Annotated in this window: 19 protein-coding genes; 8 read left to right on the top strand and 11 right to left on the bottom strand. The window is 50.1% G+C overall.

Annotation, left to right across the window (positions count from 1 at the left end; genetic code table 11):
* From VH187_RS07985 to VH187_RS07975, 3 genes are all read left to right on the top strand, one after another.
* Positions 1-510 (top strand): hypothetical protein (locus VH187_RS07985; protein ID WP_329700929.1); only part of this gene is annotated, 510 nt, incomplete at its 5' end.
* A 72-nt stretch (positions 511-582) separates the two neighbouring features.
* Positions 583-777, top strand: coding sequence for a hypothetical protein (locus VH187_RS07980; protein ID WP_329700928.1), 195 nt, complete (start codon positions 583-585; stop codon positions 775-777).
* A 79-nt stretch (positions 778-856) separates the two neighbouring features.
* Positions 857-1,819: a hypothetical protein gene (locus VH187_RS07975; protein WP_329700927.1), complete on the top strand. Its 963-nt coding sequence runs from the start codon at positions 857-859 to the stop codon at positions 1,817-1,819.
* A 1,764-nt stretch (positions 1,820-3,583) separates the two neighbouring features.
* On the opposite strand, the gene VH187_RS07970 is transcribed toward VH187_RS07975, so the two are convergent.
* The 6 genes from VH187_RS07970 to VH187_RS07945 form a co-directional block, all read right to left on the bottom strand.
* Positions 3,584-3,796 (bottom strand): hypothetical protein, encoded by a 213-nt coding sequence (locus VH187_RS07970; RefSeq protein WP_329700926.1) that lies wholly within the window; start codon positions 3,794-3,796, stop codon positions 3,584-3,586.
* A 327-nt stretch (positions 3,797-4,123) separates the two neighbouring features.
* Positions 4,124-4,693, bottom strand: a complete 570-nt coding sequence (locus VH187_RS07965; RefSeq protein WP_329700925.1) for an ERF family protein — start codon at positions 4,691-4,693, stop codon at positions 4,124-4,126.
* Between the two features lie 237 nt (positions 4,694-4,930).
* Positions 4,931-5,224, bottom strand: a complete 294-nt coding sequence (locus tag VH187_RS07960; RefSeq protein WP_329700924.1) for a hypothetical protein — start codon at positions 5,222-5,224, stop codon at positions 4,931-4,933.
* Between the two features lie 507 nt (positions 5,225-5,731).
* Positions 5,732-5,890, bottom strand: a complete 159-nt coding sequence (locus VH187_RS07955; RefSeq protein WP_329700923.1) for a hypothetical protein — start codon at positions 5,888-5,890, stop codon at positions 5,732-5,734.
* On the bottom strand, positions 5,887-6,099 hold the full coding sequence (locus VH187_RS07950; RefSeq protein WP_329700922.1) for a hypothetical protein: 213 nt from the start codon (positions 6,097-6,099) through the stop codon (positions 5,887-5,889). The genes VH187_RS07955 and VH187_RS07950 overlap by 4 nt, the downstream gene beginning before the upstream one ends.
* A gap of 70 nt (positions 6,100-6,169) precedes the next feature.
* A complete protein-coding gene (locus tag VH187_RS07945; RefSeq protein ID WP_329700921.1) occupies positions 6,170-6,535 on the bottom strand; it encodes a hypothetical protein in 366 nt (121 codons plus the stop codon).
* A gap of 341 nt (positions 6,536-6,876) precedes the next feature.
* Between VH187_RS07945 and VH187_RS07940 the strand changes: the two genes are divergently transcribed.
* The 4 genes from VH187_RS07940 to VH187_RS07930 all read left to right on the top strand — a co-directional run bounded on the left by VH187_RS07940 (position 6,877) and on the right by VH187_RS07930 (position 8,816).
* Positions 6,877-7,194 (top strand): PDDEXK family nuclease, encoded by a 318-nt coding sequence (locus VH187_RS07940; RefSeq protein ID WP_329700920.1) that lies wholly within the window; start codon positions 6,877-6,879, stop codon positions 7,192-7,194.
* Between the two features lie 489 nt (positions 7,195-7,683).
* Complete coding sequence (locus VH187_RS07935; RefSeq protein WP_329700919.1) at positions 7,684-8,040, top strand: PEP-CTERM sorting domain-containing protein; 357 nt, start codon at positions 7,684-7,686, stop codon at positions 8,038-8,040.
* A gap of 103 nt (positions 8,041-8,143) precedes the next feature.
* Positions 8,144-8,344: a Thivi_2564 family membrane protein gene (locus VH187_RS23465; RefSeq protein ID WP_414713915.1), complete on the top strand. Its 201-nt coding sequence runs from the start codon at positions 8,144-8,146 to the stop codon at positions 8,342-8,344.
* 34 nt (positions 8,345-8,378) lie between these two features.
* A complete protein-coding gene (locus tag VH187_RS07930) occupies positions 8,379-8,816 on the top strand; it encodes a hypothetical protein (RefSeq protein ID WP_329700918.1) in 438 nt (145 codons plus the stop codon).
* A 73-nt stretch (positions 8,817-8,889) separates the two neighbouring features.
* Here VH187_RS07930 and VH187_RS07925 read toward each other — a convergent pair whose 3' ends face one another.
* On the bottom strand, positions 8,890-9,114 hold the full coding sequence (locus tag VH187_RS07925) for a hypothetical protein (RefSeq protein WP_329700917.1): 225 nt from the start codon (positions 9,112-9,114) through the stop codon (positions 8,890-8,892).
* Positions 9,115-9,123: 9 nt separating this feature from the next.
* A complete protein-coding gene (locus VH187_RS07920) occupies positions 9,124-10,809 on the bottom strand; it encodes a hypothetical protein (protein ID WP_329700916.1) in 1,686 nt (561 codons plus the stop codon).
* A gap of 478 nt (positions 10,810-11,287) precedes the next feature.
* On the opposite strand from VH187_RS07920, the gene VH187_RS07915 reads away from it, so the two are divergent.
* Positions 11,288-11,812, top strand: a complete 525-nt coding sequence (locus tag VH187_RS07915) for an AP2/ERF family transcription factor (protein WP_329700915.1) — start codon at positions 11,288-11,290, stop codon at positions 11,810-11,812.
* Here VH187_RS07915 and VH187_RS07910 read toward each other — a convergent pair.
* From VH187_RS07910 to VH187_RS07900, 3 genes are read right to left on the bottom strand one after another with little or no spacing between them, the layout of a single operon-like run.
* Complete coding sequence (locus VH187_RS07910) at positions 11,805-19,319, bottom strand: choice-of-anchor D domain-containing protein (protein WP_329700914.1); 7,515 nt, start codon at positions 19,317-19,319, stop codon at positions 11,805-11,807. The genes VH187_RS07915 and VH187_RS07910 overlap by 8 nt on opposite strands.
* Positions 19,316-20,851 carry a hypothetical protein gene (locus VH187_RS07905; protein WP_329700913.1) on the bottom strand — a complete coding sequence of 512 codons (1,536 nt, stop codon included), beginning with the start codon at positions 20,849-20,851 and terminating at the stop codon, positions 19,316-19,318. Before VH187_RS07905 ends, VH187_RS07910 begins: the two co-directional genes overlap by 4 nt.
* On the bottom strand, positions 20,848-25,899 hold the full coding sequence (locus VH187_RS07900) for a beta strand repeat-containing protein (RefSeq protein WP_329700912.1): 5,052 nt from the start codon (positions 25,897-25,899) through the stop codon (positions 20,848-20,850). Before VH187_RS07900 ends, VH187_RS07905 begins: the two co-directional genes overlap by 4 nt.
* Positions 25,900-26,010: the final 111 nt, after the last annotated feature.

The following is a 26,010-nucleotide window of genomic DNA, read 5'->3' as shown; positions in this document are numbered from 1 at the left end:
AGGTCCATTCGCAAGAGTGGACCTTATCGCGCATCTAAGCGCGCACTTCACGCATGGAGGGAAACACAAATGGCCTTTATGAATCAAGAAAAGAAAGCCACAATCGCCCTAGAGTTAAAGAAAGTCATTCCTAGCACTTGGAAATGGTCTCTTGCTGTGCATCATCACTCAACACTCATTCTTACTATTAGTGCTGCGCCAGTCGATCTGTTCGCAATCGCCAACAAAAATAACTGGACTGATGGCTATATCCAGTTGAATGAATACCACCTAGAGCATAATTTCGAGGGCAAGTTGCTTGATACGTTCAAACGCATTAAAGACGCTATGAACACTGGCAATTGGGACAAATCCGACATACAAACCGATTACTTCAATGTCGGACACTACGTCAACATCCATATTGGCAAGTGGAATAAGCCTTTTCAGGTCCTCAGTGGAAATTCTGACGCTAATGAATTAGCTGCACTAAAAGCCAAATTGGCACAACTTGAATCCCGCGAAGCGTAGGATGCGAGTCGAGATCGTGTGACAGGCGGTCTCTATCGCGCATCCCTAGCGCGGAGAAAGATGGAGGAAACAATGGACAATTCACTTAGGCGTGGAACAGAAGAGTGGTTCGAATTGCGGCACGAGGCCGATGATTACCGCGAAAAGTGGGACGCGCTCGAAAACGTTTCCCACCATATCTGCGACTTTTACGAACAAGGTCTCATCGACTGGCTAACAATGGATGAAAGCATGCAAGCGCTTACCTTGCTGCAAGAATCGCTCTAGGTTTCGCCTGCTTGCGGTAGTGAGAGACCGCGAGCACGCGCAACCCATGCGCGAGAAAAGAACGATGGAGGAAAGTACAATGTTACTTACCAGAGAAGAACTAGAATTGAGTAAACTTGTCAGCAAAGAGGAAAGCCGTTCTGCCCTACGGTCACTCGGAGTTGACAAGGATTGCAGCGTAGTCACAAACGGACACTACCTAGTGACCGTGCCACACTCAACCGAATTGAAAGAAGAAAACTTCCCTGTTACTCCGGGGTTGACTCCAGCGAACGTGGAAAAGATGCAATTGGTTAACGGGGTTGCTGCCAGCGCTGCACTCAAAGCAATTCCACGCAAGAATACCATTCCAGTACTAAGGACTGCCGTACTGGGAACTGACAATAAACTCTATGTGAACGACCTGACAAACGTTTCCACGTTCGACTCCAAAGCCGAAGGGCAGTTCCCAAACTACAAAGCCGTACTCCCTGCGGACAATGCCAAGCCAGTTGTCACCATTGGACTCTCAGCCGAATACGTTCGCCTGCTAGCAGACTACATGGCAAAGAACGGTGCAGGCGAATCTCCGAATATCGTGCTGACAGTCTACAGCCCGGAGAAGGCCGTCAAGATGGAAACGAAAACAGAAGATGGTAGGCAGATAACCGCTGTGCTTATGCCTGTACGCTTGGAAGGCCCTAGGACAGACGTTAGAGACCGCAATGAGGCGAAAGCCTTAACAGAGGAGAAGTCTTCTCCTGCGCCGTCCCAGCCCGATTCTACCCCTACCCCAGAGAGTACCTCAGCCGATACCGTGCAGGATTCAACGTTTTGTTGGGTCCTAGCAGCAAAGTACTCTGCCTCTCTGCTCAAATCGTTTCTTGATGACGTTCACAAGTACAGAGAGGCAACTGCTCTTCAAATGCTTGCGCCAGTTGCGGTGCATGGGCTGGCACGCTATGAAGCACAGGTCCGCGTAGCAGAGAAGCGAGTAGCGCGAATTGCTGCGAGCGTACCGAAAGCTATTGCGGCAATAGCGGCCAGTGGAGTAGACTTCTAATCGTCTAATCGAGTGCCGGAAACGCAGGCCCTAGGCGTAAAAACCTAGGGCCTTTTTTTGTGCTCAAACGTTCACACGTTCGTTCAGTTTTTGGTTTGCAAAAAGCCTAGAATTTTTCGTTCATTTTTTTGTTCCGGCAATTCGATAAAATCCTATGGCGCTATGGCGAGCTGGCTAAATTTTATTCGCTAACTGCCAAAATGTTTCCTGTTTTTTGGAAAAAGCGAGCAGTACGATATACCTAGCCTCAGGAGGGAAGAACTATGCGCAAAATCATGTTGGCAGTCGTAGCTCTGTTGTTCGCATGTCTCTTGGCGAATGGAGCATGGAAAGTAGATAAAGTCATAAAGGCAGTCTATGTCAACCACAGGGAGATCGCAGTTTCCTGCAAAGACGGCGCAGACCCGACTGTCGATACCAGTAAGAGTAGCAATGTACTGCTAATATCGTGCGGCAGGCCTTAGTTTTCAGGGATTAACTCCCCGGCCAAGCTGACGGATTTGGCGATTCCTCCGTATGGCGGAGCACCGGCACCGGGAGGCACGCGCCAAACGCGGAATTTCTCGTAGGCGTCGGCGACATCTGCGGCCACTACATAGAAATCCTTGTCGGCGTTATCGACTACATGGAAGAGAAGTTTTATGGCCATTTTCGCTGGAAAGTGTATCACAAACTAAGAATGCGCCATAATCCGTTTTTCCCGCCTCAGACTTCTTGGGTAGGTTTGCCTTTTCTTAAAGGGTGGGGTTTGGGGCACCGTAGGTACCCCATCCCAGTCTCAAATTAAAATGAGATGTGCACCCAAATAGCGATCCGCGAACCTCACAGACAGGTCCCGCTCAGTTGGCCTAAACTGGCCCAACTCATTACTGCCTGTTGCGCTCTTTATGTCTTGGATCGTGAAGACAGGTGGTTGACTTGCAGTTTCGGCGGTACCAAGTTGCTCGGCAGCAGAGCTTGGATTTGTTTGAAACCGCAAGAATTTTGCCAACACCAGCCTCATGCGTAACGGTTCATTAGTGCTAAATGGGGTTTGGTTTGAACCTTGGTAGACCAACTTACGCCTCCACATTAGGCGAAGTGAAGGCTGAGTGAATGTGGCACCCAGCCCCCACAAGTCCAGAAAGCGAGGGAAGGCCCCGCTTCCAGACAAGCTTAGCATACCAGCATCATTTGCAGCAATAGTGGGGCACAGTTGCCCACGCAGTGGGGATGGAGTACCCACTGCATCTGTGCCCCGTTGACGGCGCTGCGACTATCCACCGCCAAACTCAATCTCAAGCCGGGGCTTGTCAACAGTTCGTCCCCCTGTTTTTGGCCCCGGCTCTCTTCCCAGCACGGTAAACGGCGAATTCACACGGCTGGAAACCCGCTCAGTCATTTAAAACTCGCCATGATTCTTGCTAACTGGCCATGATGACCCAAACGCTTCATTTGCCATTCAAGCGAGCCAGCGCACAGCAAACCAGTATTGCGCTTGGCTTCGCCGTCGTCATCGAAGTCTGTCGTCTTGTGGCATTGGAAATGCCCGTCCGCTCGCAAGTGAGCAAGAATCTCAGCCCACCTGCCACGTCCCAGTGATTGGCGGAGATGAACCCCTTGGCCTTTTCTGTCGAATGGGCAGTTGTCGCACATCTTCTCGACTCTCCATTTCCTTTTCATTGCAACCCTACCCATACCCACCAAGTCGGACCACCGACGAAGCGTGTCAGACGCCATCCACCGATTAGCCATATCTGGCAAGTGGTGCTCTTGTACGTGCGCTCAAATCTCATGAGATGCCCACCACTTTTTAATTATACTGTTGCTAGACTCTGGCAATGGAAGTAGGTCGCTCTCTTTTACCCAGATATGCTTTTCTCCCATAAAATCCTCACCGCTTCCAACAAGCACATGGATAGAACGACCCTGGTCACTCTCTACGATTGTATCTACTCGCGCTCTAACAACAACGATGTCTCCAATCTTGACTTTCATGCTGCTGCCTCTCCGAAGCGAGTACGGACATGGTGCTGTCGATGGCATTTGACGCAACTCCATACGATGTTACACGCACATGTGCAGCGCTGGCGTCCGAGTCCTCCGCGTATATGGTGCATCTGTCCATATTTCGGGCCGTACCATGCACCACAGAAGAAACAGCGGCCTACTGCTCGCCTGAAAGCAGCAAAGTGTGCATCGCTGGCGTCCTGCCCTTTCAGGTATACGCATGGATGCTCAATGCTGCAATCGTGCGGGGCTGTGTGGTGCCAGTTTGCCACGTAGGAACGTGGGTCCTTGAATCCGCGAGCCGCCGTGGCTTGTTTATCGCGTCTCAGCACGCATTGCCTCTTTCAGTTCTTCCGTTCTCTCTGCGACCGTGGGCCGCTTACGCTTCAGTTCTTCTGCTTTCTTCTCTCCGATCTGCTTCGCTGCCTCCACTGCTTCCTCGCGGTCGATGGGGTAATCGTGCGGGGCTTCCGGCTCGTACTCTGCGTCTAGCGTGCGCAGACCGAAGATGAGCACGTGCGCTTGCTTCCTGGAGCCAGTTATTGCCTTATAGCTAGCTTTGTCATCCTTCGACCATCCGCTCCCAGGTATGCGGTATATGCGGTACTCGGATGTAACAATGTCCTCCAATTTCCACTCAATAATTAAATCTGCAATTGATCCTTTGGGAGTATCGGTACGCTTAATATCTGGCGTTGTGTCGCGGCCCTCTAATGGAGTAAGAATCAACTTGTGCTTCCACATTAGCGGCTGCACCACGTCCAGCACATCACTAACGCGAGGGTACTTGTAACGCTCCTCATCGTTCGTGCCGCCGCGCTCCACCGCAGCCGCCTCCTCGCAAATCGCCATTATTTTATGCGCTAGCGTTAGTTGTTTGGTCATTGTCCTCCACTTCGCGACCGCATTCTAAGCAAATGATAAATTTGTGAGCATCACTGCCGCGTTTGTGCCATCTGTTCATGGGATGTGCACATGGGGCTGTCTTATGCGCTTCTGTCCATACGGTCTCATAGATGTCGAGCCGCATCGCTCGCACGGTAGCAGCGTCCACTGGCACGGTCGAATCTGGGCAGTGCTTCATAACGATTTGGCAAATGCCTTGGTAGATTTCTGCGCCGTTCATGCTTTCAGCCTCCAGCTACAGATGTAGCGGTTATGAGCTTCCTTGCGTCTAGACTTAACGCGACCGCAGAATATCCACTTTTTACCTTTGAATAGTGCCGCCAGCGCATTACCTATTTCCAATTCATAGCCGTGCCGTTCACGAAAGAGATCGCGCACGTCGTCGCTTGTGATTACCCGACCGAACTTTCCCATTAGTTCCGCTATTCCCTTGGCACGTTGCAGGTCTACCTTGTGATGGGATGCTGCCTGCTTGATCCCAAATAGCTTCAATTGTGCGCCTTCGTTCACGGTCTACATATCGTCTCATTTTTTCCTCCAAGTACGAACGATATCAATTGTCAAAATCACAGCAAGAATGATCCCGCAAGCAAGCATGGCGCAGTTAAGTATGTCCAGAATGGCTACCCCCCAAGCAATGCGCCAATGACATACACCATGCAGATGCAGACAAACAAGCATACGAAAAACATAGTGGCATCTAGCGTGATCCTAACCATCGGGTCTTGACTGCGGAGCCAGCGAAGCCAACTTAGCGTGTTCATAGCAAACCCTCCGTGACCGTGAACAACTGGAATCCGAATTCATCCTCTGAAGTCCATTCTAGGGTGCGCACGAACGATTGAAACGCGGATTCCTCTGTCGGGGTCCAAGGCGTTAGTTCCGGTTTGGGATAGATGTCGGGCAGGTCGTGACTGTCAAATAGGTTGTCGATATTGTCTTGTAGCCGTCTAGTTCCGTCTTGTAGTCGGCGGATAGCTTCCATAATGGATTCATCTTTGCGTTTCCACATTTCGCTCATTGCTCACCTCTCGCAATGCGCTCATGCCACTGTGCTAGCGTGGTTTCTAGTAAATTATCCCACTCATCCATTGCTTGCTGGCAGAGTTTGTCGAAGTCAGGTTCGTAGGGCTGGTTGGCGTCGTGTAGCTGTCCTTCGTAGTGCGGGAATCTCATCGCTGCACCGGAAAACGCTGTTCTACAATATGCTGTTTCTCAATCTTGCGGATTTCTTTCTGCAAGCAATCAATGTGAACCCAGATTACTTGCTGGCCAGTCTCTTTGGAATTGCCATGCACTTCCATGCCGGGAGTTTCCGGGTTCATCGGTTTATTGCACTTGTCGCAAAATTCTCCACTTGTGTTGATATAAGAACGTAGAGTCATTGGGCATTGCCTCCATCTAGCGCTGGGTTGCGCTTGCCTGCGGTCTCACACTACCGTAGGCAAGCGAGACCTAGGCAGATAGAATGCTTTCCGGGCATTTCCATTCAACCCGTACTTCTTCGTGCTCTGGGATAATCTCCTCTGCCTTTGCCGGTATAATTTGCTCTGGCACTAAAACTTTCGTTTCGATGCGTTCACACATATTTCGATGTCGGATGGTTAATTCTACTGGAATCCCGGAATGCTCTGCGGAAGTAGTAAGATTGTACCACTCTTCATCAGAATGTTTAGACGCTGGACCCATTTCCCTTGCTGCGGATAAAAAGTCTTCCTTTTCAAATGCGAAAATGTCAATGCGGTTTAAGTGTGGCTCAGGTACTCCTGGATGCTGTTCAAACCAATCTGCAAGCTTTCTTAGTTTTTGCACGATGTCCATTGATTTTCTCTTTTCTGGCGGGTTGCGCCTCCATCTGTGCGGATGATGCACGAGCGCAATTCGGATGTCAACAATTATTGTTGGTATCAGTACTCACATTCTAAATAGTACTAACACGATCCTGTTGACTTTCATAAATTATAGCTAATAATGGGTGCCATGCGAGACAACCTGATTAGGAAAATAGTCAAGCGGATGGGGGGCGCAGCGTACGTGGGCAAGCAACTTGGCGTAACGCCTGCATACATATATATGCTGATGAACGGCGACAGGCTCCCATCAAAGCGAGTGGCCGCTTTCCTTGGATTGCGCGTAGAAAAGAAGGTAAAAGTTACGGCACTATGAAAAAGAAAAAGAAGACGGTGGCCGAAATTCTGTTTGAGAAGCACCTGGCCGAATTGGGTTTTGAATTCCAGAGCGAATACCGCTTTCATCCATTGCGGAAATGGCGCTTCGACTGGGCGCTGACAGAATATAAGATAGCAATCGAGCAGGAAGGTGGAATCTGGACTAGCGGTCGGCATACTAGGGGGAAGGGATACCAGCAGGACCTAGATAAACACAATCACGCAGTGGTGCTTGGGTGGAAATTGCTTCGGTTCTCTGTTGAAGACATTCTGAAGGGCAGAGCTAGAGCATTTTTGAAGGAGCATCTGTAAAAGGCTAGGTTCATGGGCATTCACTGGAAGTGGTCCCACCTTGAAGCGCTAAAGGCACACCTCCTTTCCTTCAACGAGCCACACGGCGAATGCCCATACACCCAGCTCGGAAAGAGACAACATGAAAGGAAAAACAATCGAAGCGGTACTTTGTTTCGTGGTAGTACTCTCGCTCATAGTCACGGGCTTGACGATACTCAGGGACAACAGGGAAATCGGGCCTATCGAACCCGACTACTTACGGCATACGTCCATGAGTACGTTAGGCTGCGACTGGTTCTGTCAGATCGTAGTGGGTCTGTTGATTCAATATGGAATCCAGTATGCCGCTGGCCAAGTGCAGAATAACAGTTGCAACGGACCTTGCGGGGGAGGAGGTGGAGGAGGATTCGGAAGTGACGGATGTGAACTCGACAGTTCGGAGATTTGTCATAGAACGGATGTGCAGTAAGGGTAACCCCTACCCAGCCCAGGGGCAAGGAGAAACAAATGAGATACCTCGCAGTGGCAGCACTTGTTTTATCGCTGTACGTACCGCTGGCAAGCGCAGACTCGACTGCTCCTCCAGATATCGACCTCACCATCGAGCAAGCAAACGATCTGATTGCGCAGATGGAATTGAACATCGGGTACTTTGAACAGTACTTTCCGCAAGTGGTTCCCGACTTGGAGCACTACATCCTGCCCACAACGGTAGAGGAAGACTGGCCGTTCCTGTTTGAACCCCCATTCATATCTGAACCTTCAGACCTTGACGACCATACTCCGGTCCCGGAACCCAGTACCGTCATGCTGCTGGGCATTGGCGTAGCCGCACTGTTGCTTGGCAAGTTGCTGCGATCATGAGCGCAGGCGAGCGAGCACTGTTTCAAATATTTGGAGGCACGGCAGTGATGCTGCTGTGCCTCCTGTGGCGTATTATTAGGACGAGGAGGATAGAATAAAACTTATGCCGCTAGTACAAATCGTAATCGTTCTGATTGTAATTGGAGTACTGCTTTGGCTCGCCAACACTTATCTACCAATGGATGCCAAAATTAAGCAAATCCTAAATGCGGTGGTGGTAATTGCCGTGGTGCTCTGGCTCCTGACGGTCTTCTTGGGGGGTTGGAGTAATCTAGGGAATATTCGTGTAGGTCCGCATCAATGAGCATAGCTTGTAAGATTAAAACCGAAAGGTTGATATGGCATTCACAAACGAAGACCGGAAAACCCTGGAACGCATCGAGACTATTGCTGGCGCTACCTTTGTCGCGGTAAAAGAAAACCAGAGACTTCTTAAGGAATTGGTGCTATTCAATGAAGCGAAGTCTGCCACAGTAAATTTCGGAGGAGAAAACATGGATATTACCGTACACATTACCGATACACCCCAGACAGCCAGCGCCCACGAGTGGACCGGACTGAATGGCACCGGCATAGAGGTCAAGCCTATTGGAACAATCTCCTGGGCGAGCAGCAATCCTGCGGTAACCGTGGACCCTGCGAGCGGGTTGCTAGACTACGTGGCAGCGGGCACGGCGGCAATCAGTTTTGCGGATTCCGGTAATACTATCACAGGAACAGGGAATGTAACAGTGGTAGCGGGCCTAGCCCAGAGTGGCACAGTGACTTTCGCGTAGACAGAAAGGAGTGAGTCGTCAACTCTCAAACAAGGCCCCCCTCAACAGCCTAGGCGGGTTTGGGGGGCCATTTTTAGGTTTTAGGCGCATTTTCTTTCTGACTCCTAGCCCATTCCTCCAGCCGATAACGCACCTCTACAACCAAGATTACAATCACCACGATTTCGATAATGTGCCCCCACCCGCCGAGCGAATGCAGGCTAAACTTTACTGGATCAACCAACGGCAAGGCGATTACCAAGCTAACCAGCACCAGCACTCCAGTTTTTAATGCCTCAAGCAATACTGTTTTTGCCATGGACTTCTCCTAATTTGGATTTCCGACAAGCAGACAGTCCCAGGTTAGCGAATTCGAAATGCCTGCCGTAATCGTAACGGTAGTTCCCGAGATGCTGCACTTGGCGCTGTTCGCCGTTGCCGGGACGGTCGAGGCCGCATCAATCGAAGCGAACGAAAACGGCGTTGAGTTAAAGGCTGCGCTGGCCGTGAAGGTACAGGTTAGTCCGCTGGACATGGCGCAGGAACCGGATTCGGTCAACGCTACCTTGTGAATGTTGCTTCCGTTAGTGCAGGCCCGCAAGTAATGAGTTGAATCTCCCCACACAACGTCGTCACCTACGACGCAGGCAGGTGCGGCCCGCTCGACAAGATCAAGCGCAGGTTTAATATTGAAATAGGGAGGATTGATCGTGGCTTGGATGAAGTTTTTGATATTTGCCGGGGTGATTGTCTGTCCGGTCGATGGGGAAGCTGTTGGCACGATACCAAAATACATCTGTCCGTTGTGCCCACCACCGACATATTCGCCTCCGTTGTTGGTCAGATCGGTAGCCGTGACAAAGTTTGTGTTGTTGTAAACAATATTGTCGAAGAGCCCAGATAAGAAAGACGGCGCTCCTGGTTGGGGAAGGAGTGTTACTCCGAATGTTGCGCCTTGGTTGTTGTAAAATGTGATAGCGCTTGCGTTCAAAGTGTCGCCCGTTGACTGATCGAAGCTGCCATAGTTCATTCGTATGGGCATCGTCGTTGTGATCGAGTTTGTAAATCCCGTTCCACCTGTCAATCGTCCCTGCACCCAACTCATTGTTGAGGTTCCTGCTGCGGAAAGAAGCGTAGCGCTTGAGCAGGTCTGCGTGCATTCAAATCCCATGTCCATCCGGTCGTTGAAGAGGTTTGCGCTCCCGCTCATGGCCAGCACCGTCCCCCCATTCCCAACCATGTTGCCGCTAATCTCCAACGTTCCTTCATACCAGAAAATTGTATTTTCAAGGCTTACGCCAATTGTTCCGGCACCTACGGTAATGCTAGAGGCAACCACTCGTGTTCGACCGAAGCTAATCGTAGACCCTCCGTTGGCCGTAACGCGCAATGCTTTCGTGCAACCGCTCTGCGTAGCGCCATGAATTCCTAACTCCACATTCATAATTACGTTGCGCTCAAAGAATCCGTTCACGTTGTCGAACTGCATACAGGAAGAATTCGTGCCAAGAAAGTTGTCTATGGCGATGTCTTCAAAGCGTCCTCCAACCATATCGCCAGCATGGAGGCCCACCGCATTCGCGTTCGTTGACGCTTGACCTAGGAGAGTGAAACCGGAGATGCGGAACCCTGTAGCGATTAAGAAGTTGGCTCCTTCCTGGGTGTTGAAGCAGTCTCCCACCATCGTGCAATTGAACGTCAACGCGCCCGATCCAGGACCGCGCAGAGTCAGGTATGGGCTTCCGGCACTAACCGTGGTGCCGCACGCTACGGAGGAAGTGCTGGCGAGGCCGCTGAAGTCCACTACGCCGACCGGGAAGCCTCCCGTTGTGGGAAGGCTGGCTATCGCGCTGTTGATCCACCCGCAGGCGTCTGTGCCACCCCAACCTAGGGGATTCCCAGCATCCACATAGCGAATATTTGCCACGCTTCTAGGGCTAAAGTTGCCGTTCATCACCGTGGTCTGCGCGGCGAGCGAGGAAGCCATCAACGAAAATAGAAGTAATCGTTTCATTGTATCGTCACAGTCGGTGCAGTTGCCGTTGCCCCCAAAACAACTGCGCCAGTCTTGCCGTTTACCGATGTTACTGCATTTGTCCCTGGAGGCCCTGTCGGACCTGCGGGACCTGTGGGACCTGCGGGACCTACAGGACCAGCAGGTCCTGCGTAAGGAGAGAATGCTGCACCGTTGATACTGCGATTGATCGAGCCATCCCCGGGGTAGCACCAAAGTACAAACCCAGGCATTGGAGCAGGGCAGTTGGCAATCGTGGTTCCGGTCGCTACACCCTCTGTATATGCGCCTCCAGTGGTTTGCGCTTGAACCTTCCTACTAGGTCTAAAGCCGAGCCAGTCGGAGACGGCGATTGCCACCAGTAGCACGGAGAAAATGGAGATGATTACAATTGTCTGTTTGGCGGGTTTTAGCATTGTTTTCAGCTCCCAGCTAACGTAAGATGGCTGGGTAAGCACATTCCTATTGGAGTAGGAACATGCCAAAGCGCCGAGTTAAGCGGCCCTCTGTTACCCAGCCATCGGACCCATTTTACCGCTACATTCCACTTACGCGAGGCAAAATAGCCATTATCGATACCGAAGACTTTGTCCGCTTGTCTCAGTGGAATTGGCGCGTCACAGTGAATTCTTGTGATTTTTACGCCGTAAGAAATGGTAAAAATAAAAAAAATGTATATATGCATCGACAGATTATTGGATGTAAACCCAAGGAACATGCTGACCACAAAAACCACGACACGCTTGACAACCGAAAAAATAACATCAGAAAATGTACGCGGACTCAAAATATGTGCAACCGTAAGGCACAGATAAACTGCAAGAGCGGATTCAAAGGTGTCGTTTGGCGCCCAACTAGTAAAAAATGGAGTGCCGGGATTAATTATGAGAGTAGACATATAGCTCTCGGCTGCTTCAATACTAAAGAAGAAGCAGCTAGGGCTTACGATGTTGCTGCTAAGTTCTACCAAGGAGAATTTGCTCATCTAAATTTTCCTATTTAATAACAACGCCGTTTTTGATAACCATGCCGTTTTTTATAATCAGATTTAGTTGTGCCACTGATATTCCGGTGCCTTGCAAATTTTCCGTGGTAGGGCTGTTGCTCGCGTTACTCGTGATTACGATGGAACCAGTTCTACCATTTAATCCACTCGTTTGCGTCGGCGTGAAGGTGACCGTGAATACGCAGGAAGCCGCTGGTCCGCTAATTCCCAAAGTTGTGCCGCAGGCGTTGCTCTGCGAGAAGTCTCCAAAGGTCTGAATGTTGCTGATGGTCACTATCCCCGGTCCGGCATTGGTAAGCGTGAATGTTTGCGTGGGGCTGTGCTGGCCTACGACCGTGGCAGGGAAGGTTAGGGTCGTTGGAGATGTGCTCAATGCCCCTGCTTGTCCTATGCCTGTAAGCGCTGCAGAAGCGGTCACATTGCCATTCATGTTGAGCGTGGCGCCCTCTGATCCCACGACCGACGGAGTAAAAGTAATAGCAACTGTGCAGTTTGCTCCTGGAAGAACTGTCTGTGTGGCGCAGAGATCATTGCCACCAGCTATAGTGAAGTCGCCCGCGTTAAGGCCAGTAAACGCGCTAAATGACTGCGCTCCAAATGTTAGGTTTGCATTCCCAGTATTAGTGATCGTAACCGTCATGGGACTAGAGGCACTTCCGACTCCTTGGCTGCCTAGATTAATGGGAGGAGTCGGGTTAAAACTGATGATAGGTGCAGCGGCAAAAGGAATGCTGTAAATCTTCTGTTCCATCGGCCCGAACGTGTCGCTGAACTGCCCACCGGAAATTGGCCGTGAATAGAAGTTTTGTGCATCGGTAGCAGGAACAGGATCGCCTTCAGCCGCTACGGTAGTAGCTGCTCCGAAGTTTCCGGTGAAAGTCACGGTTGGACTTCCGTAGCAGAGGTTGTTGGCCAGGATCAGAATGTTTCCAGTAGCCTGATCTATGTGCGTGACGAATCGAATCTGCGCAGGAGTGTTGAATAGACCATAGTTAGTAGTATCAATGTAGCCGCTCTGCGCTCCGCAATCCGTGGCTACAGTTGTGCTGCTAGATATAGCCGTAAGTTTAGTTCCCAACCCGAGCCGCGAAGAACCATCTATCTTTTGCAACAGCACGGGTGCCAAAGAATTGAGCCTATCACGCCATAACTTTTGCTGCGTGACTTGGTTGGTGTTTCCAACCCACACACTTGTTTCCATGCCGGAGTTTCCAAAGATGTAACGGCTTACGGCGAAGCCCGTAATGCCCCAGTTCTGACAGCCGGTAAGATGTTTAAGTTCTTCTCTTCTGAGTTCCGCATAACCAAAGCCTACAAGCTGGCTGAAGGCAAAGTCTCCTATGAAGGCTTGGCAGGGGCGCGTGCCATAGAGATACTGCCCGGCTTGATCGGCAGTGACATCCAGCGCCGCCGTTGCCTCGGCGACAGAACCGAATGAGTTGTTGGTTGGCGTCTGAAGACTGTTGAAGTTGAACGGTGTAAATGTTGGGTGGTTGTTGTAAGTTGTAGGTGTAGCCCAAGCGTTCTCCGAGAAATATGAGATAACGGTACCAGTAGAGTATGGATCGAAGCCGAACATATCTTCTATCGTGCGCCAATCTCGCGCACTGGAATCAAGTCCAGGATGAGGAATACTGGTAAACATACTGGTGTACTGATTCATCGTCTGTATCTGGTTAAAGGCGCTGGGCACGGATTTTGGTCCAGGTTCATCTCCAAGATAGTTCCACGATACCCCAGGGTCAGTTTCAAGGTCCGTAGCTAGTGTTTGCAATCCAGTCTGATCCGTCATGGTAGAAGGCATCCAGCCAGGACGCTGAGCGCCGGTATTGCCAGCATCCGTAGTTGGAGGCTGAGTAGCAGTATTCAGTAAATTACTCAATGTCACGCTGGTTCCGCAGGGAATAATGTCGCCTTGCGCTGCCTGACCCTGCGCAAAGGTTGCCGCTGCCATCGGCTGCCACTGCCAGGAAGTACTGGTGTTCACTGGTGGCGTAGAAGTGCTCCCGGTGGCCGCATATAGGTAGTAACCAAGATAACGGGGATTAGGCATCGGGCAGGAAGGCATCGTAACTGTGACACTGCAATTTGTTCCGGCACAGGCAGCGCCAGATAGATTTACGGTGACTGGCAACGATGGCAAACTTTCAGGAATGGCGTTTACGCCTCCAAACGATTGCGTAGTTGGCTGACTTGCTTCACCAACCGAAGCTTCCAGGAACAAGAACGGAGAAGTGATAGAACCAGCTCCGACAGTAGGTGTCGGAAAAAATGCCGGTGGAGTGTTAACGATAGTTTGACTGATTGCTGAGCCAAAATAAAGAGTTGTAAGTGCAGCGGAACTGAATCCGTAGTCGTCTCCAGCCTGCCACCAGGGTAGACAATTCTCAGAGGCTCCCGGAGTAGGGTTGCAAACACCGAAGGCACTGATGGTGGCCACGATGTTGTTGTAGCCCATGTACTTCATCACGGCCACTCGTGATGGCCCTCCGGTGAAGTTGGCGTTTTGATTGGTGGTAGCCGCGGCGATATTGTCGAGCGTCTTTGCGGCATTGCCTGAGCATACGTAAGGAGCAGAATAAATTATGTTGTTCCCTGCCGTCGGTGCCGAAGCCAGCACCATTGTCGTTGGAGTGCTGGAGACAATCTTGAAAGTCGGGCTAGCGGCTTGATTGCCGATATTGATGTATGGCCAAGTAGGATCGAACTTTGCTCCCGATACCCAAGTTACATTCGTGCCAGAAACATTTACAGTTCCGCTCATCTGGTAAGGAGCGTTCGTCGCCGGTAATGTCAAACCTACCACTGCACTGCCGAGATTAACTTGCGTAGCAGTGGCACTGGTAATCGGGTATACGTGCCACGTAAGGCCGGATTCCACTGCGATCTGTGTCCACGTAGGGTCGAAGTTCATACCGTGAACGAGCGTTAGGATCAATCCGGTAGCATCGACATTTACGTTGCCGCCATAGAAAGTATTGAGCGTTCCTGTGCATGGTCCCTGCCAATCGTAAATGATGCAGTTCTTGGCGCTGGACTGATTTGGCGTGCAACTAGTCCCGCTAGTTGGCACACCTCCGTTATAAGTGAAGGTCGCAGTCGTACGGTCAATGGCACCAGCCCAAAGAGTGTTCACTTGGTTGTGAACTATGTTGGCATCCACATCAACCCAGTTCTTCAAGGTACTGCGATAAGCAGCATTCTGATAAGTTATGGCCCAGTCCGGATAAGTGAACGTACCTCCGGTGTCGGTATAAGATGAACATAACCAGTAATGATTACCAATGGTAAGTGCTCCATAATCTGTCGGCAAGAAATGCCAGAAAGTTTGTCCAGATATAACCGGACTACTTCCGGGGTTGAATGTCTTGGTTGATAAAACTCCAGTAGTGGCGCATCCTGCTACCGTGGCCATCTTAACTGTCAATGTGCCAAACGTAGCACCGGATGCGGACGACGGCCTAATCTCACTTACACCTTCAATCTCTCCTTGTACTGGCGCGCCATAAGGCCAAGTTATTCCATTAGCCGCGAGTGGCTTTCTAGGAGTTTTATCGTTCCAGAGATTACCGCGGAAGTTGGGATAGAGCAGAAAAGAAGTCAATGGATACCAATCATCCTCAACATCGAAGTCATCCAGCCAAACGCTTCCCGTACTGGTGGTTCCAGTAGCCTCTGCAATATTGAATTTTATTTGCTTACCACTGAATAGCTGGGCGTTGTAAAGACATTCAATTTCGTGCTGCACCCAATCACTGCTACCGGCAGGCACAAGATATCGCAAGTTCCCAGAAACGTTGCTACCAGTGGTTCTTCCCGTACCGCAAGCAAAAGCTCCCGCAAGACTGTTGAAGTTTAAGATTTGGCTGGAAGACAACGTTGCCGAACCAGTGGCACCGTCACCCTTCATCCACCAACGAAAGATGAATCTTCCGCTGTTACCAATGGTTATGTAGTTGGGACTTTGTTGCCAAAACATCGTTGCAGCGGAAGGGCAAGCGGTCAGTTTGATACTTCCGCTACCATCTGCTGTATGTGTTACGGTACCATCATATGTCATGCAAGCTGGAAGATTCCAATTGGTAGTATTCCCGGCAAAGTTGCCATTGGAAATGAGCGTCGTCCCCATCTGGTTAGGAACTGGAGAAACGCCCTGGATTCCTCCTAGCACCGGACCTATGCCATTTCCGGTTAGCACAGATTGTGCTGAGAGAGAATCTGGCGTGTCGGTTACGGTGATAACACCGGAGCGACCAAGCGTGCCTCCAGGAGTAAAGGTATAAGAAACCGTGCAGCTAGCCCCTGCAGCGAGCGGAAATGATGGAATTCCAGTGCCATTTGGACACGTTGTAGCCGATTGCGCGAAGTCTATCGGGTTAGCGCCGCCGAACACGATGCTGCTGACCGTAGCAGAAGCCGTACCAGGATTGGAAATAGTGAAAGCATGCGTGGCTGAAGTTGTGTTTACGTTCTGGTTGCCATAAGAAAATTGAATGGGAGTTATCACTAGTCCTGGAACGGGAGATGGTCCAATTATCGCAAAGCTAACCAAATCCGCGCCAACGTTGTTCGCCTCGCTACTGTTGATCGCCGTATTCCATTGCCAGTTGAATGTCCCAGAAGTGCTGGTATAGGTGTGGCTGAAGATATTATTTTGGTCGATGATGGATTCAGGAACACTACCACCATTGATGGTTTCCCCGCCGAAGAAACCGCCATCGAAATAATTCGTTCCAGTAGAAGGCTGCGCCACAGAAACGGCAGTGTTAAAGGCAATCGGCCCTGTCGCAATGGTGAGAGCGTTTGTTGATCCCGGATTAAAGGAAAATGGAGAAGCCGATAGCAAGTTGGAAGTATTGGCATTTGATGAAAATTGACCACGAGAATTAAACGTGAATGATCCAACAAAATCATAAAAGAAAGTTGTGGTATCGCCAGATCCAGTAAAGTTTACAGTTTGCGTGTTGGTGGAATTTGCTGCTCCATTTACGTTGTAAAACTCATAGGAGAATCCTCCAGAGGAAGAGCAACTGCCAGTGTCCTGACATTGCCCTGCAAGTGTCCAGGAGTTTGAACCAGAATCAGTAATGCTATTACCTAGATAATTTGCTGCTCCAGCCCCGGTCATAACCAACAAATCCCCTGAACCATTAGGAAGTTGAAATTTGGTAGAAGCAGTTGATATGTTGGATTGCGAACTCCACGACATCACGCGCTGAAGATACGGAGCTGTTGGCGCGGTGCCTGCTGAACTAGCTGATGCAATGAAGGCAGCGGCAAACACAATATAAGTTGAAGCGCTGCCCATTGTCATAGTAGGCGTTACGGTACCACCGACAGATACTTGCCACTCACTGGCGCAGCCATCTTGGTACTTTGTAAGTCCCAAGGTAAATCCGGCTCCGGGGACAAATGAGCCTGAAGTCATTACTGGCGTTCCTGTGCGGCAGAACATGGCGTATACCAGATCATTCGCCGTGGTGGTGAGTGCTGGGCCGGTCATGGTCGTAGAGCTTGCACCTACTATAGTGTTGCTCGTGCGCAGAGGACTAGAAGTGGCAACGTTGAAGAACTGTGCTACATCTGCTTGTACCTGTGTTACAGCGGTAGAAGCAAAGCCAATAGTAACCTTATTAGTTCCCGCAATAAGGTTGGGAGTATAGCAAAGATTCAAGAACTTACTAGAACTAGCAGCCGATGATCCGATACAGGACCAAGCGTTACCCTTATCATCACTTACAGTATTTGTTACTGAAGAACCATTGGCATACTGGAACGCGACGATCCCCAGGTTGCCACCAAGCGCATTCTCTGCGAACGGAAGGCAATACGAGAAACTGGCACAAGTGCTCGTTGGTATGAATCCACCTCCTCCGCTAGCACCGAGAGCTACTGTCAACGTAGAGTTCTTCCCAGATTCAGATACTAAACCTGGAACAATTCCTGATTGTAGTGGATGAGGATAAGTATATGGAGTATAGTACGTAGTCCACGTGTTAGTTGCTGTACAAACATACAAGGTATTAGCATTTGTATCCCACCATGCGACACCTGGACTATTACCAACAGGGAATGCCTCAGAATTGGTCATGCAATTCACTGGTCGCTGTGCTAACGTTCCAACGCCAATACCGCTGGTGCAAGATGCCGCATTCTGAGCACAGGAAGATCCAACGTCCAAATAATAATCACGATTCTGCGCCATGCTGGGATCATACTGCGACCATAGCCCACCAGGGCCGCAACTAGGACAGCTCCAAGTGTTATTCCATGCGTAGATCGGTTCCAACTTTTGCCTTGCCCATTGTCCTGTAAATGTATTACAAGATGGATTCTGAGTGATATTGCATTTGTTTGGAAATAATCCCGATAACAAATCTCCTTGGCCTCGTCCCGGTTGATCCAGGCATCCCGTTCCAGTACTGTCTAAGTTCTGATCCCAAGCACTAGGACCGTAACTTGTGCCGCAATATCCCCAGCCACTAGGCGGTGCAGTCTGATTGTAAGTTTGTCCGCAGGTCCCAGAAGGAGGTCCACAACGTTGTACGTGAGACGTAATAAAATTGCTGTAAGCTCCCGCTGTTACTGTGTTACCCCAAACAACGTTTGCTCCAGCAGCTATGAAACTGACATTAAATGCCGGTGCCCCGGTGAAGGTTGGGAATGTATTTAGGTACATTTCCATGGCACGGCAACCTCTGTCATCTCCGGCATGTCCAGTGGCATGCTGTCCTAGGGAACTGGAAACCATGGTATTGTGGCGCATGACAAATCTGCCGCCGCTGAAACAATCGCTCGCCGCCATGCCGTGAACTCCAGATCCATTTAACGTTGAATCTTCAAGGAATATGAAGTTAGGTCCGCCGAATCCGGTTACGTCATTCCAAGAATTATCTCCGCAACCACTGCCGCAGTTTGCCGACACACCCTTCCATGTAGTTGCTAAGGGGCGCAAAAACTCAGAATTGTCCTGCCCATCGGCAACGATATGATCCATGACACCAACTACGCCATCTACAACGATTGCGTTGAATCCGCTTGGAACGTTGGCGATATGACTGTGATCTAAACGAAACGATGTAGATAAGCCAGAAAAAATCAAATCTTGGTATCCCGATGTACCTCCCAGTGAAAATGTAACTCCAGTTAAGCGAAAAGATTTACCTGCCGTAGTAACCACTGAAAAAACCGGAGTGTTTCCACTAACCCCATCCGTTATGTTTGTGCTGTCCGTACAAGCGGTAGCTATGGAACCGGGAACACTTGGTGTACAAGTTGTGGCCCCCTGAACAATCACAGAAAATGCGTTATTGTAAGTAACCGTAGAACTCCAAGTAGCTGTTCCAGCAGGAAGCGTCAGTGTGGTGTTATCTAAATTTATACTGTTAAGCGCAGCCTGAACAGTGGCAGAACTAAGATTTGCTGCTGTACATGACGTTACTCCGGAGCATTGTGCATACAATACGCTGGGCAGAAACAATAAGATAAGAAGTAATCTCTTCATTGCTTCACCGCAACGGCGCTGGAAAAATGCGGTCCTATTCCTTGATTCTGCGTGTTAGCTATTGTCCAGGTTATGGATACCGCTGAATTGCTGGAATAATAATCCACAAGTGTGCCGCCATCTTGCTCAAAACCTGAGCCTACATAGAAAGCTGAAGTGGATATACCGCTTCCAGTGCATCCGGTACTACTGTTGGGGCAAAAAGGAACATCGCTGGACCAGTTTCCCGGAGAAACATTAGTGAGGGTATTAAAGTCCTGATTAGCATAACTAAGAATTACGCCAGGGCCGGAAGTACTGGGAGTTATCACTGCTCCAGCCACCGTGGCTGTTTGTGTTCCAGTATTCAAATTTATTGCACATGGAGTGGAACCGGCTCCGCAAGTAGCGGAACTGTCATAACCACTGGAATTAGACAGGTCGAACATCTGCACGGTAAGGAAGGAAGGATTGGCGGTAAAATTTATAGTAAAGGATGTCGTACCGCTGCATACAGCCGGAAGACTCGTTACATGCCACCACTGAATGGCGTAGCCATCTCCGGAATTATAAAGATTCGTTAGCGCAGTCCAAGTATTGTGACTGTCTGTAATGCTCGTAGTATTGCTGGTTGCCCCGCTAGCTCCCTGACCAATCATCATCCATAAATCATTACCGGAGCATGGAAATTGAATAGTCTGAGTTGTTCCAGTTATGGGCAAGGATAATGCAAACTCTGGAGCAAAGTATGTGACATTGTTTACATGGATGCCAGAAAATGATGCTCCTGACGAAGAGGATTTCAGTGCTATTCCGACAATATTGGCCCTTGTTGTGGCTGATGCTATGGTAATTGAAGGAGTTGTGGACGATCCTGTGGATATAACCGATTCTGATGCAGTCCATCCAGTGTTGTCAGAATCTATTAAGGAGTATCCTGACTGAGCTGTGAATGTTGTTCCCCCTCTAGGATTGGTTCCAAAACTGATAACATCCTCAAAACCAAGAACTATGTCATTGGCAGTAGGTGTGATCCCCGCAGAGCAAGCGGGGGCTGTTCCACTTGTGGCCGTTCCCGTACAAGATGCGCGAACCGGAGATGATGTTGCTATGTTTTTATATTCGTATACTTTTACTTGATCATCAGTACTTCCTCCACCAAATACTACCTTCATACATCTCATGGAATTAACAATCGATGCAGTAAAAACAGCCAGAGTTCTTCCACCCGCTGTTTCATGCTGCTGTAAAGTATAAGTATTTGAGCTTGAACCATCATCGGTAATAGAAACGTTTGTGCTTGCAGTTGTTCCAGTGGTACGCACAACTAAAGTATTGTTAACCTGTCCTGAATTAGCCAGGCAAACTTGGATATAATTATTAGAAGCGGTATCCCCATTAAATCCACCCACAACGTTTGCCTGGGCATCTGTTGCGCTAGACCTCATCTGTATTAGTGTAGGGATAGTAGAAGTAACATTTGCCGTAACTCCCCCCATAGGAATCTGGGCATGCAACGGTATAGCTAGTAAGAATGCTAACAACCATTTCATCTGGTAACTTTCCAATTCAGCGTAAGCGCACTGGGAGTAATTGAAGCACTGGTATTATTGCAAACCTTAAAGTTCACATGTCCAGCGGTAGGATAGGCCCAAATATATAAAGATCCAGTTGCCGAGGCTACGTATCCAGTGACACCTTGAGGATCAACATTCGGAGTGTATACTATAACGTCAGTAGTAAGAACATTGGCAACCGTTCCAGATGTAACTGTTCCATCTGTTACAACCGTAGCGCAAGCCCCGGAGCCAATAGCTGAATTACCAAGAAGCGCTGTACCTCCGGCAATGTAATGTGCGTCCACATAAGCCGTAGTAGCAACCTTGGTAGAGTTGTCAGCCGCCGTTTGCGTTGTTGCCGTTGATGACCCAAGCGCTGCTGTCGTTAAAGTTTTATTTGTAAGTGTCTGGGTAGCTCCGAGCGTAACGACGGTATCCGACGTTCCGGGAAACGTCATGGTCGTGCTGTCGGTCCCGGCTAGCGTAAGGCTGTTGTTGGCTGTGAGTGTTTTGAGGTTGGCTATCGTTAGGGTGCCAGTGCTGGCTGTGATCCCCAATCCATTGATGCTGGTGGAACTGGAGAGAGCTGCCGGAAGGTCTATAGCAGCAATGCAAGCTACGCTCATTGTGAAAAAATGATTTTGTTTTACTACCGACATTCCCGTTGACCCTCCACCGCAACTATCGCTGCCCGTGGCACTGAAATCCTGGCTGGTTCCTCCATGTGCCGTGCCTAAAATATTTGTGCTTCCAAGTACGGAATGCAGACTCCAAGTAGCAATCGTTCCCGATGTCGGATCGGTTGTTCCCGCAAGCGTTGGTATCGTGCTGGTTCCGCTACTGATGCCAGCTCGTAATTCGTTGACTCCAGTAGTGGAGTCATACCCTAGTGAGCCATTCTGCAAAACCCCTACTCCAGCCTGCACCGGAATCTTGAAGGAATTGGTTGAGCTTGCTCCGCTCATGTCGAATGTTACGCTTGCGCCCGTGAGCGTATTGCCAGCATTGTTGTGGACTATTGCAGTGGCATCACCGAGATTTGCGCTCGTTACTGCGCTAGTAATCGCGTCGGCTACGATGCTCCCGGCACCCGCTTTGGTAAGGACTCCCGCCGTGCTCATAATTATTCCGTTTATCACTCCTTGAGCTGTGACTTTCAATGGCGTGGCTGTTGAAGCTCCCACGGTATTTATCATTACGAGTGGCTTGGTGTTTACGCTTGCGGTGTCATCTTTAAAAAGGAATATTCCTGCTTGCGTTGAAGTGCCGGTATCGGGACCGCCTATCCAAGAGAAATTTGGTGTCGAAGGGGCCGCTCGCGCACTCCATGTGAATGTGGATATGTGGGTTCCCATCGCGAGAGGCAAATCGGTTGTTGCTGGATTCGCGATCGTATCCCAGGGTGGAGCGGTGCCCGTCGTGATGGCGTGGCAATTCCATCCAGTTCCAGTAACCCAACCAATTGCCGTGCTTGCAGTGTTGCAGGATGCTTGGGATTGGTAAGTAATTGCTCCCGCTGTTGCTACGATAGGAACTGTATTGGCAGTTGCACTGGCGCTTGCAGGAACCGTAGTTCCATTGATCTTTGTGCAAGTCAGGATCATCGAACCTGCCGTTGCACAATCTCCACCTGACAAGTCAGCAGACACTAGAGTTTTATTTGCCCCGCCTGCTTTCACCAATCCGCCGCTTACGAAGTTTGAAGCGGCAGTAACGGTGTTTGTTCCCAGTAGTCCACAATCTGATAGCAGTGCTCCGGTAGTGTCGGCATAGCAAGCCACATCTCCGGTCGTTGCGCTCGTGGGAGAGCGTGTGGCGGAAACAAGCCCCGCCTGCGCATCGTTGCAAAGAGTGTGGTGAGCAGTTGAATCCGCATAGCAATTGTCCTGTCCTGGTTGCGAAAGAGCGGCTCCGCTGTTCGCGAGTGTAGGAATAGTTCCTTCTACCATTGAGTATTCTGCGCCTTCGCCGTGAGAGTTAACGGGAGTAGCTACTGGGCCAGGGCCGAGAAGCGTATCTATGCCTGTGCTGACGGCTGCGGTGCCGTCGTGCTTGGTGTGGGAGAGAACTGTAGTGATGGGAGCATTTAATCCGTTCCCCGGTTGGTGCTGAAGCGTCAAACAATCTTCATTACTCGCAGGTCCCGTTGTCGACGCATTGCCGCACCAGAAGGTCATAGGAGAGAATGTACTGGTGGTTACAGTAGCTGCCGTGTCGGACTGCCAGCCAAACATTCCGGCCAGTGGGGCACCATTCTGGCTATTTGGAAAATGGAATGTGCTGGCATAGTTCGTTCCAGTTGCTCCCATGTTGGGTGCGAATGCACCAGTAGGGTTGCCAATAGTGTTCCAAGTCCCACCGCCTCCACCCGATCCGCCACTATCAGTTAAATCTCCTGCTGCGGTTATTGATGGAACATGGCCTGCTGTAAACGCTCCCGTAAGGTGTGGAATTAAACTACGTGCATCGCAAAGCGTGCCAACTGTACAAGCTGTATTGTAGGCTGCAAGGTGTTCCGCCAATTCGATAGCTTCATTGTCGTTAAGTGCTCCAGCAGGAACCTGAATCAGAACAGGAGCAAATGCCTGAAGTATATGCGTGGAATCAGCGCCAGCAAACATAGCTACCGTGGTTGATGGTGTCGCAGCGCCGGTAACTTTGAATACGAACCATACCCAATCCCATGAAGACGACATCAGTCCTGAACCCAGATAACCAAGGAAATTCGAGAGGTAATTTCCTGCACCATTGAGTTGAAAGTTTATTGCCTGTCCATTACCGGGATATCCGCCACTTTCTGATTGCACCCAAACACCGCCGATGAACCATTGGCCTACAGCTACGGTAACAGGAAGAGTTTGCGAAGCATGAAAGCTGAAAGCAGTTTGCCCAGCACTGCAAGAAACTTGACTTGCGTTGGTTGTGCCGTCAGGAGCGGAGATACCAGTGGTCAGTGTGTGAGAGCACCCGGCAGTATCATTGAAAGCCCAACTTGCTGAATTTGTTTGTGCCAAGTTTGGGAAACGCACTGCCATAGGAGCAAACAACCTTCTAGCATCGTCGCTTTGCGCCCATACATGCCCATCGGCAATTCCAGACGATCCACTGCGGAACGGCGTAGCCTGTATTTGATTGAATGAGTTGTTTTGGCAGGCTTTTACTGGCCCGTACATGAATCCGCCAAAAGTCATCGGGCCGTCAAAGTCGCATTGATTTCCGGCAAGAAAGTCAGCAAACACATTGCTTGCATTGACTGAACCGCCTGGACCATTCACGTCGGCAATGACAGCAGGAGTAACACCGACCGTATCGGCTATTTCAACGTGGCTTACATAAGCGCCTGCAAGCGGCCCAGTAACCCAAACACCAGGAGGATTAACGATGAATGGCGCTTCAATGGTTTCATCAACTACTTTAACCGAGCCTCCACTAGAGCCGCCGTAAAACTTGATGCCCGTTCCACTCCAACGGTTGACAAATATAAGTCCGCTGCCACCTCCTGAACCGGGGTCCACGGTCATTCCAAATACTTTGTCTCCATAGGCCATGAATGCCGTACCCGTGGAATCAGGCGCATTACTCTGGCTATAAGTGAAGTGCGTGCTATCGGGCACGCTGGCAATCACATACGTTCCGTTAAAACTGTGATCCCCATAATTGGTTGAATAAATGGAGATATGATTTCCTACGATAAGATCGTGTGTTGCAGAAGCCCCGGAAACTCCACTTTGGACGGTAGCCGTAACTACGCCTGAAGTGCGTGAAAGATTCACGCTCCATTGCTCCAGGCTTCCGGCAGAAGTCACGTTATCGAAATACACCCAGAAAACGTTGGTGCCAATATCAACTTGCGGTCCCCACCCCAGAGAACTAGCGCCGCCGCTTAAAGTCATATTGTTAAAGTGGATGTTTTGTGCCCCAGCGCTATTGCGATTTCCAGTAGAGTCCACGCCAAGACGCACGCCTGTCCCTTGGTATTGACTGCTTATGCCTTGAAATACAATTCCTTTTTGCGTGCCATTAACCCAGATTGCAGGCATGGTTGCAGGATTATTAGACCAACTCTCCTGACAAGACGCTGGAGCACTTAACGAACCTGGGGAATCCGTAGGAGCGCAAATAATAGACAACCCTCCGAACTGCGGCGCTTTAATCCATCCTGTCGTGTTGTTTGTGAAATCGAATCCGCCTCCCGTTATCCGCAATCCACCACCGTCAGGTGCTCCCACAGCAACGCCAGAAGTTACGTAGATTGTCCCGTTTCCAGCTTGTGCTGGAGGACCAGCGGAACCAAAAGGCAGAGCTTCAAGCGCTCCCCAAATGGTGGCTTTGGCCTGCCCCCAGGAGTGGCCAGTATTGGCGTCGTTGCCTGTCGCCGAAGAAACATACTGAATTGCTGATTGCGTAGTCGTCACTTCGGAAATCAACGGCCCAGCCCCGAATGTTCCGCCGCTAGCAATCTGCACTGAGCCATTTGGTCCTGCTGGACTTCCTCCTCCTCCACCACCTCCTCCGGTCGCTGGGGCAGTGAACAGTTCCCAGCAACCATTTGTTGCCGTGCATTGCGGAAGATTAGGAAGTGGAACCCAACGGAATCCTAAAATGTTTTCTACGTTGCTTGCAGGATTGTAGGAACTCCCATTTGGGAATACGAAATTGCTTGGAAATGTAACGTTGTAGGGGCCGCCCCCTCCGTTGGTCCAATCCAGGAAAAGTTGTGTGCCGTTGACGGGCGTCCCGGTAGTTGGTTGCATCGCAACTGTTCCCGTTACCGGCATCTTGTTGCATGAGTCGAATGACGCAGGAAGCGCAGGAGCGGTATTGAATGGGACAGTGATGCACGGAGGCATCACCCCTGTCAGTTGTCCACTCAGCGTTCCAGTCGTAGTACCGGAAAAAACCGTGTTGGTTAAATTCGTCACTCCGTTGAAAGTACTGGGAGAATTAAATGTATTGGTGCTTGTGAAGATATTGGGCGAGGCGAGCAGCGCTACGCCACTTAAGTTGGTGGTCGGTAGAATGCCTGAAACATCTGCTGCCAAATTCACCGCGCCGAAAGCAGGAGGACCGGAAGCATTCCCGTGCAAAACTGTTGTTGTCGTTCCCGCTGATCCGAGGGTAGCTACGTTCACGCCGCCTTGACCCATGACAAG

Source organism: Scandinavium sp., from assembly GCF_036271055.1.
Lineage (GTDB): Bacteria > Pseudomonadota > Gammaproteobacteria > Enterobacterales > Enterobacteriaceae > Scandinavium.
Note: the sequence above shows the minus strand (reverse complement) of the source record. Positions and strands in the feature narration are given on the sequence as shown.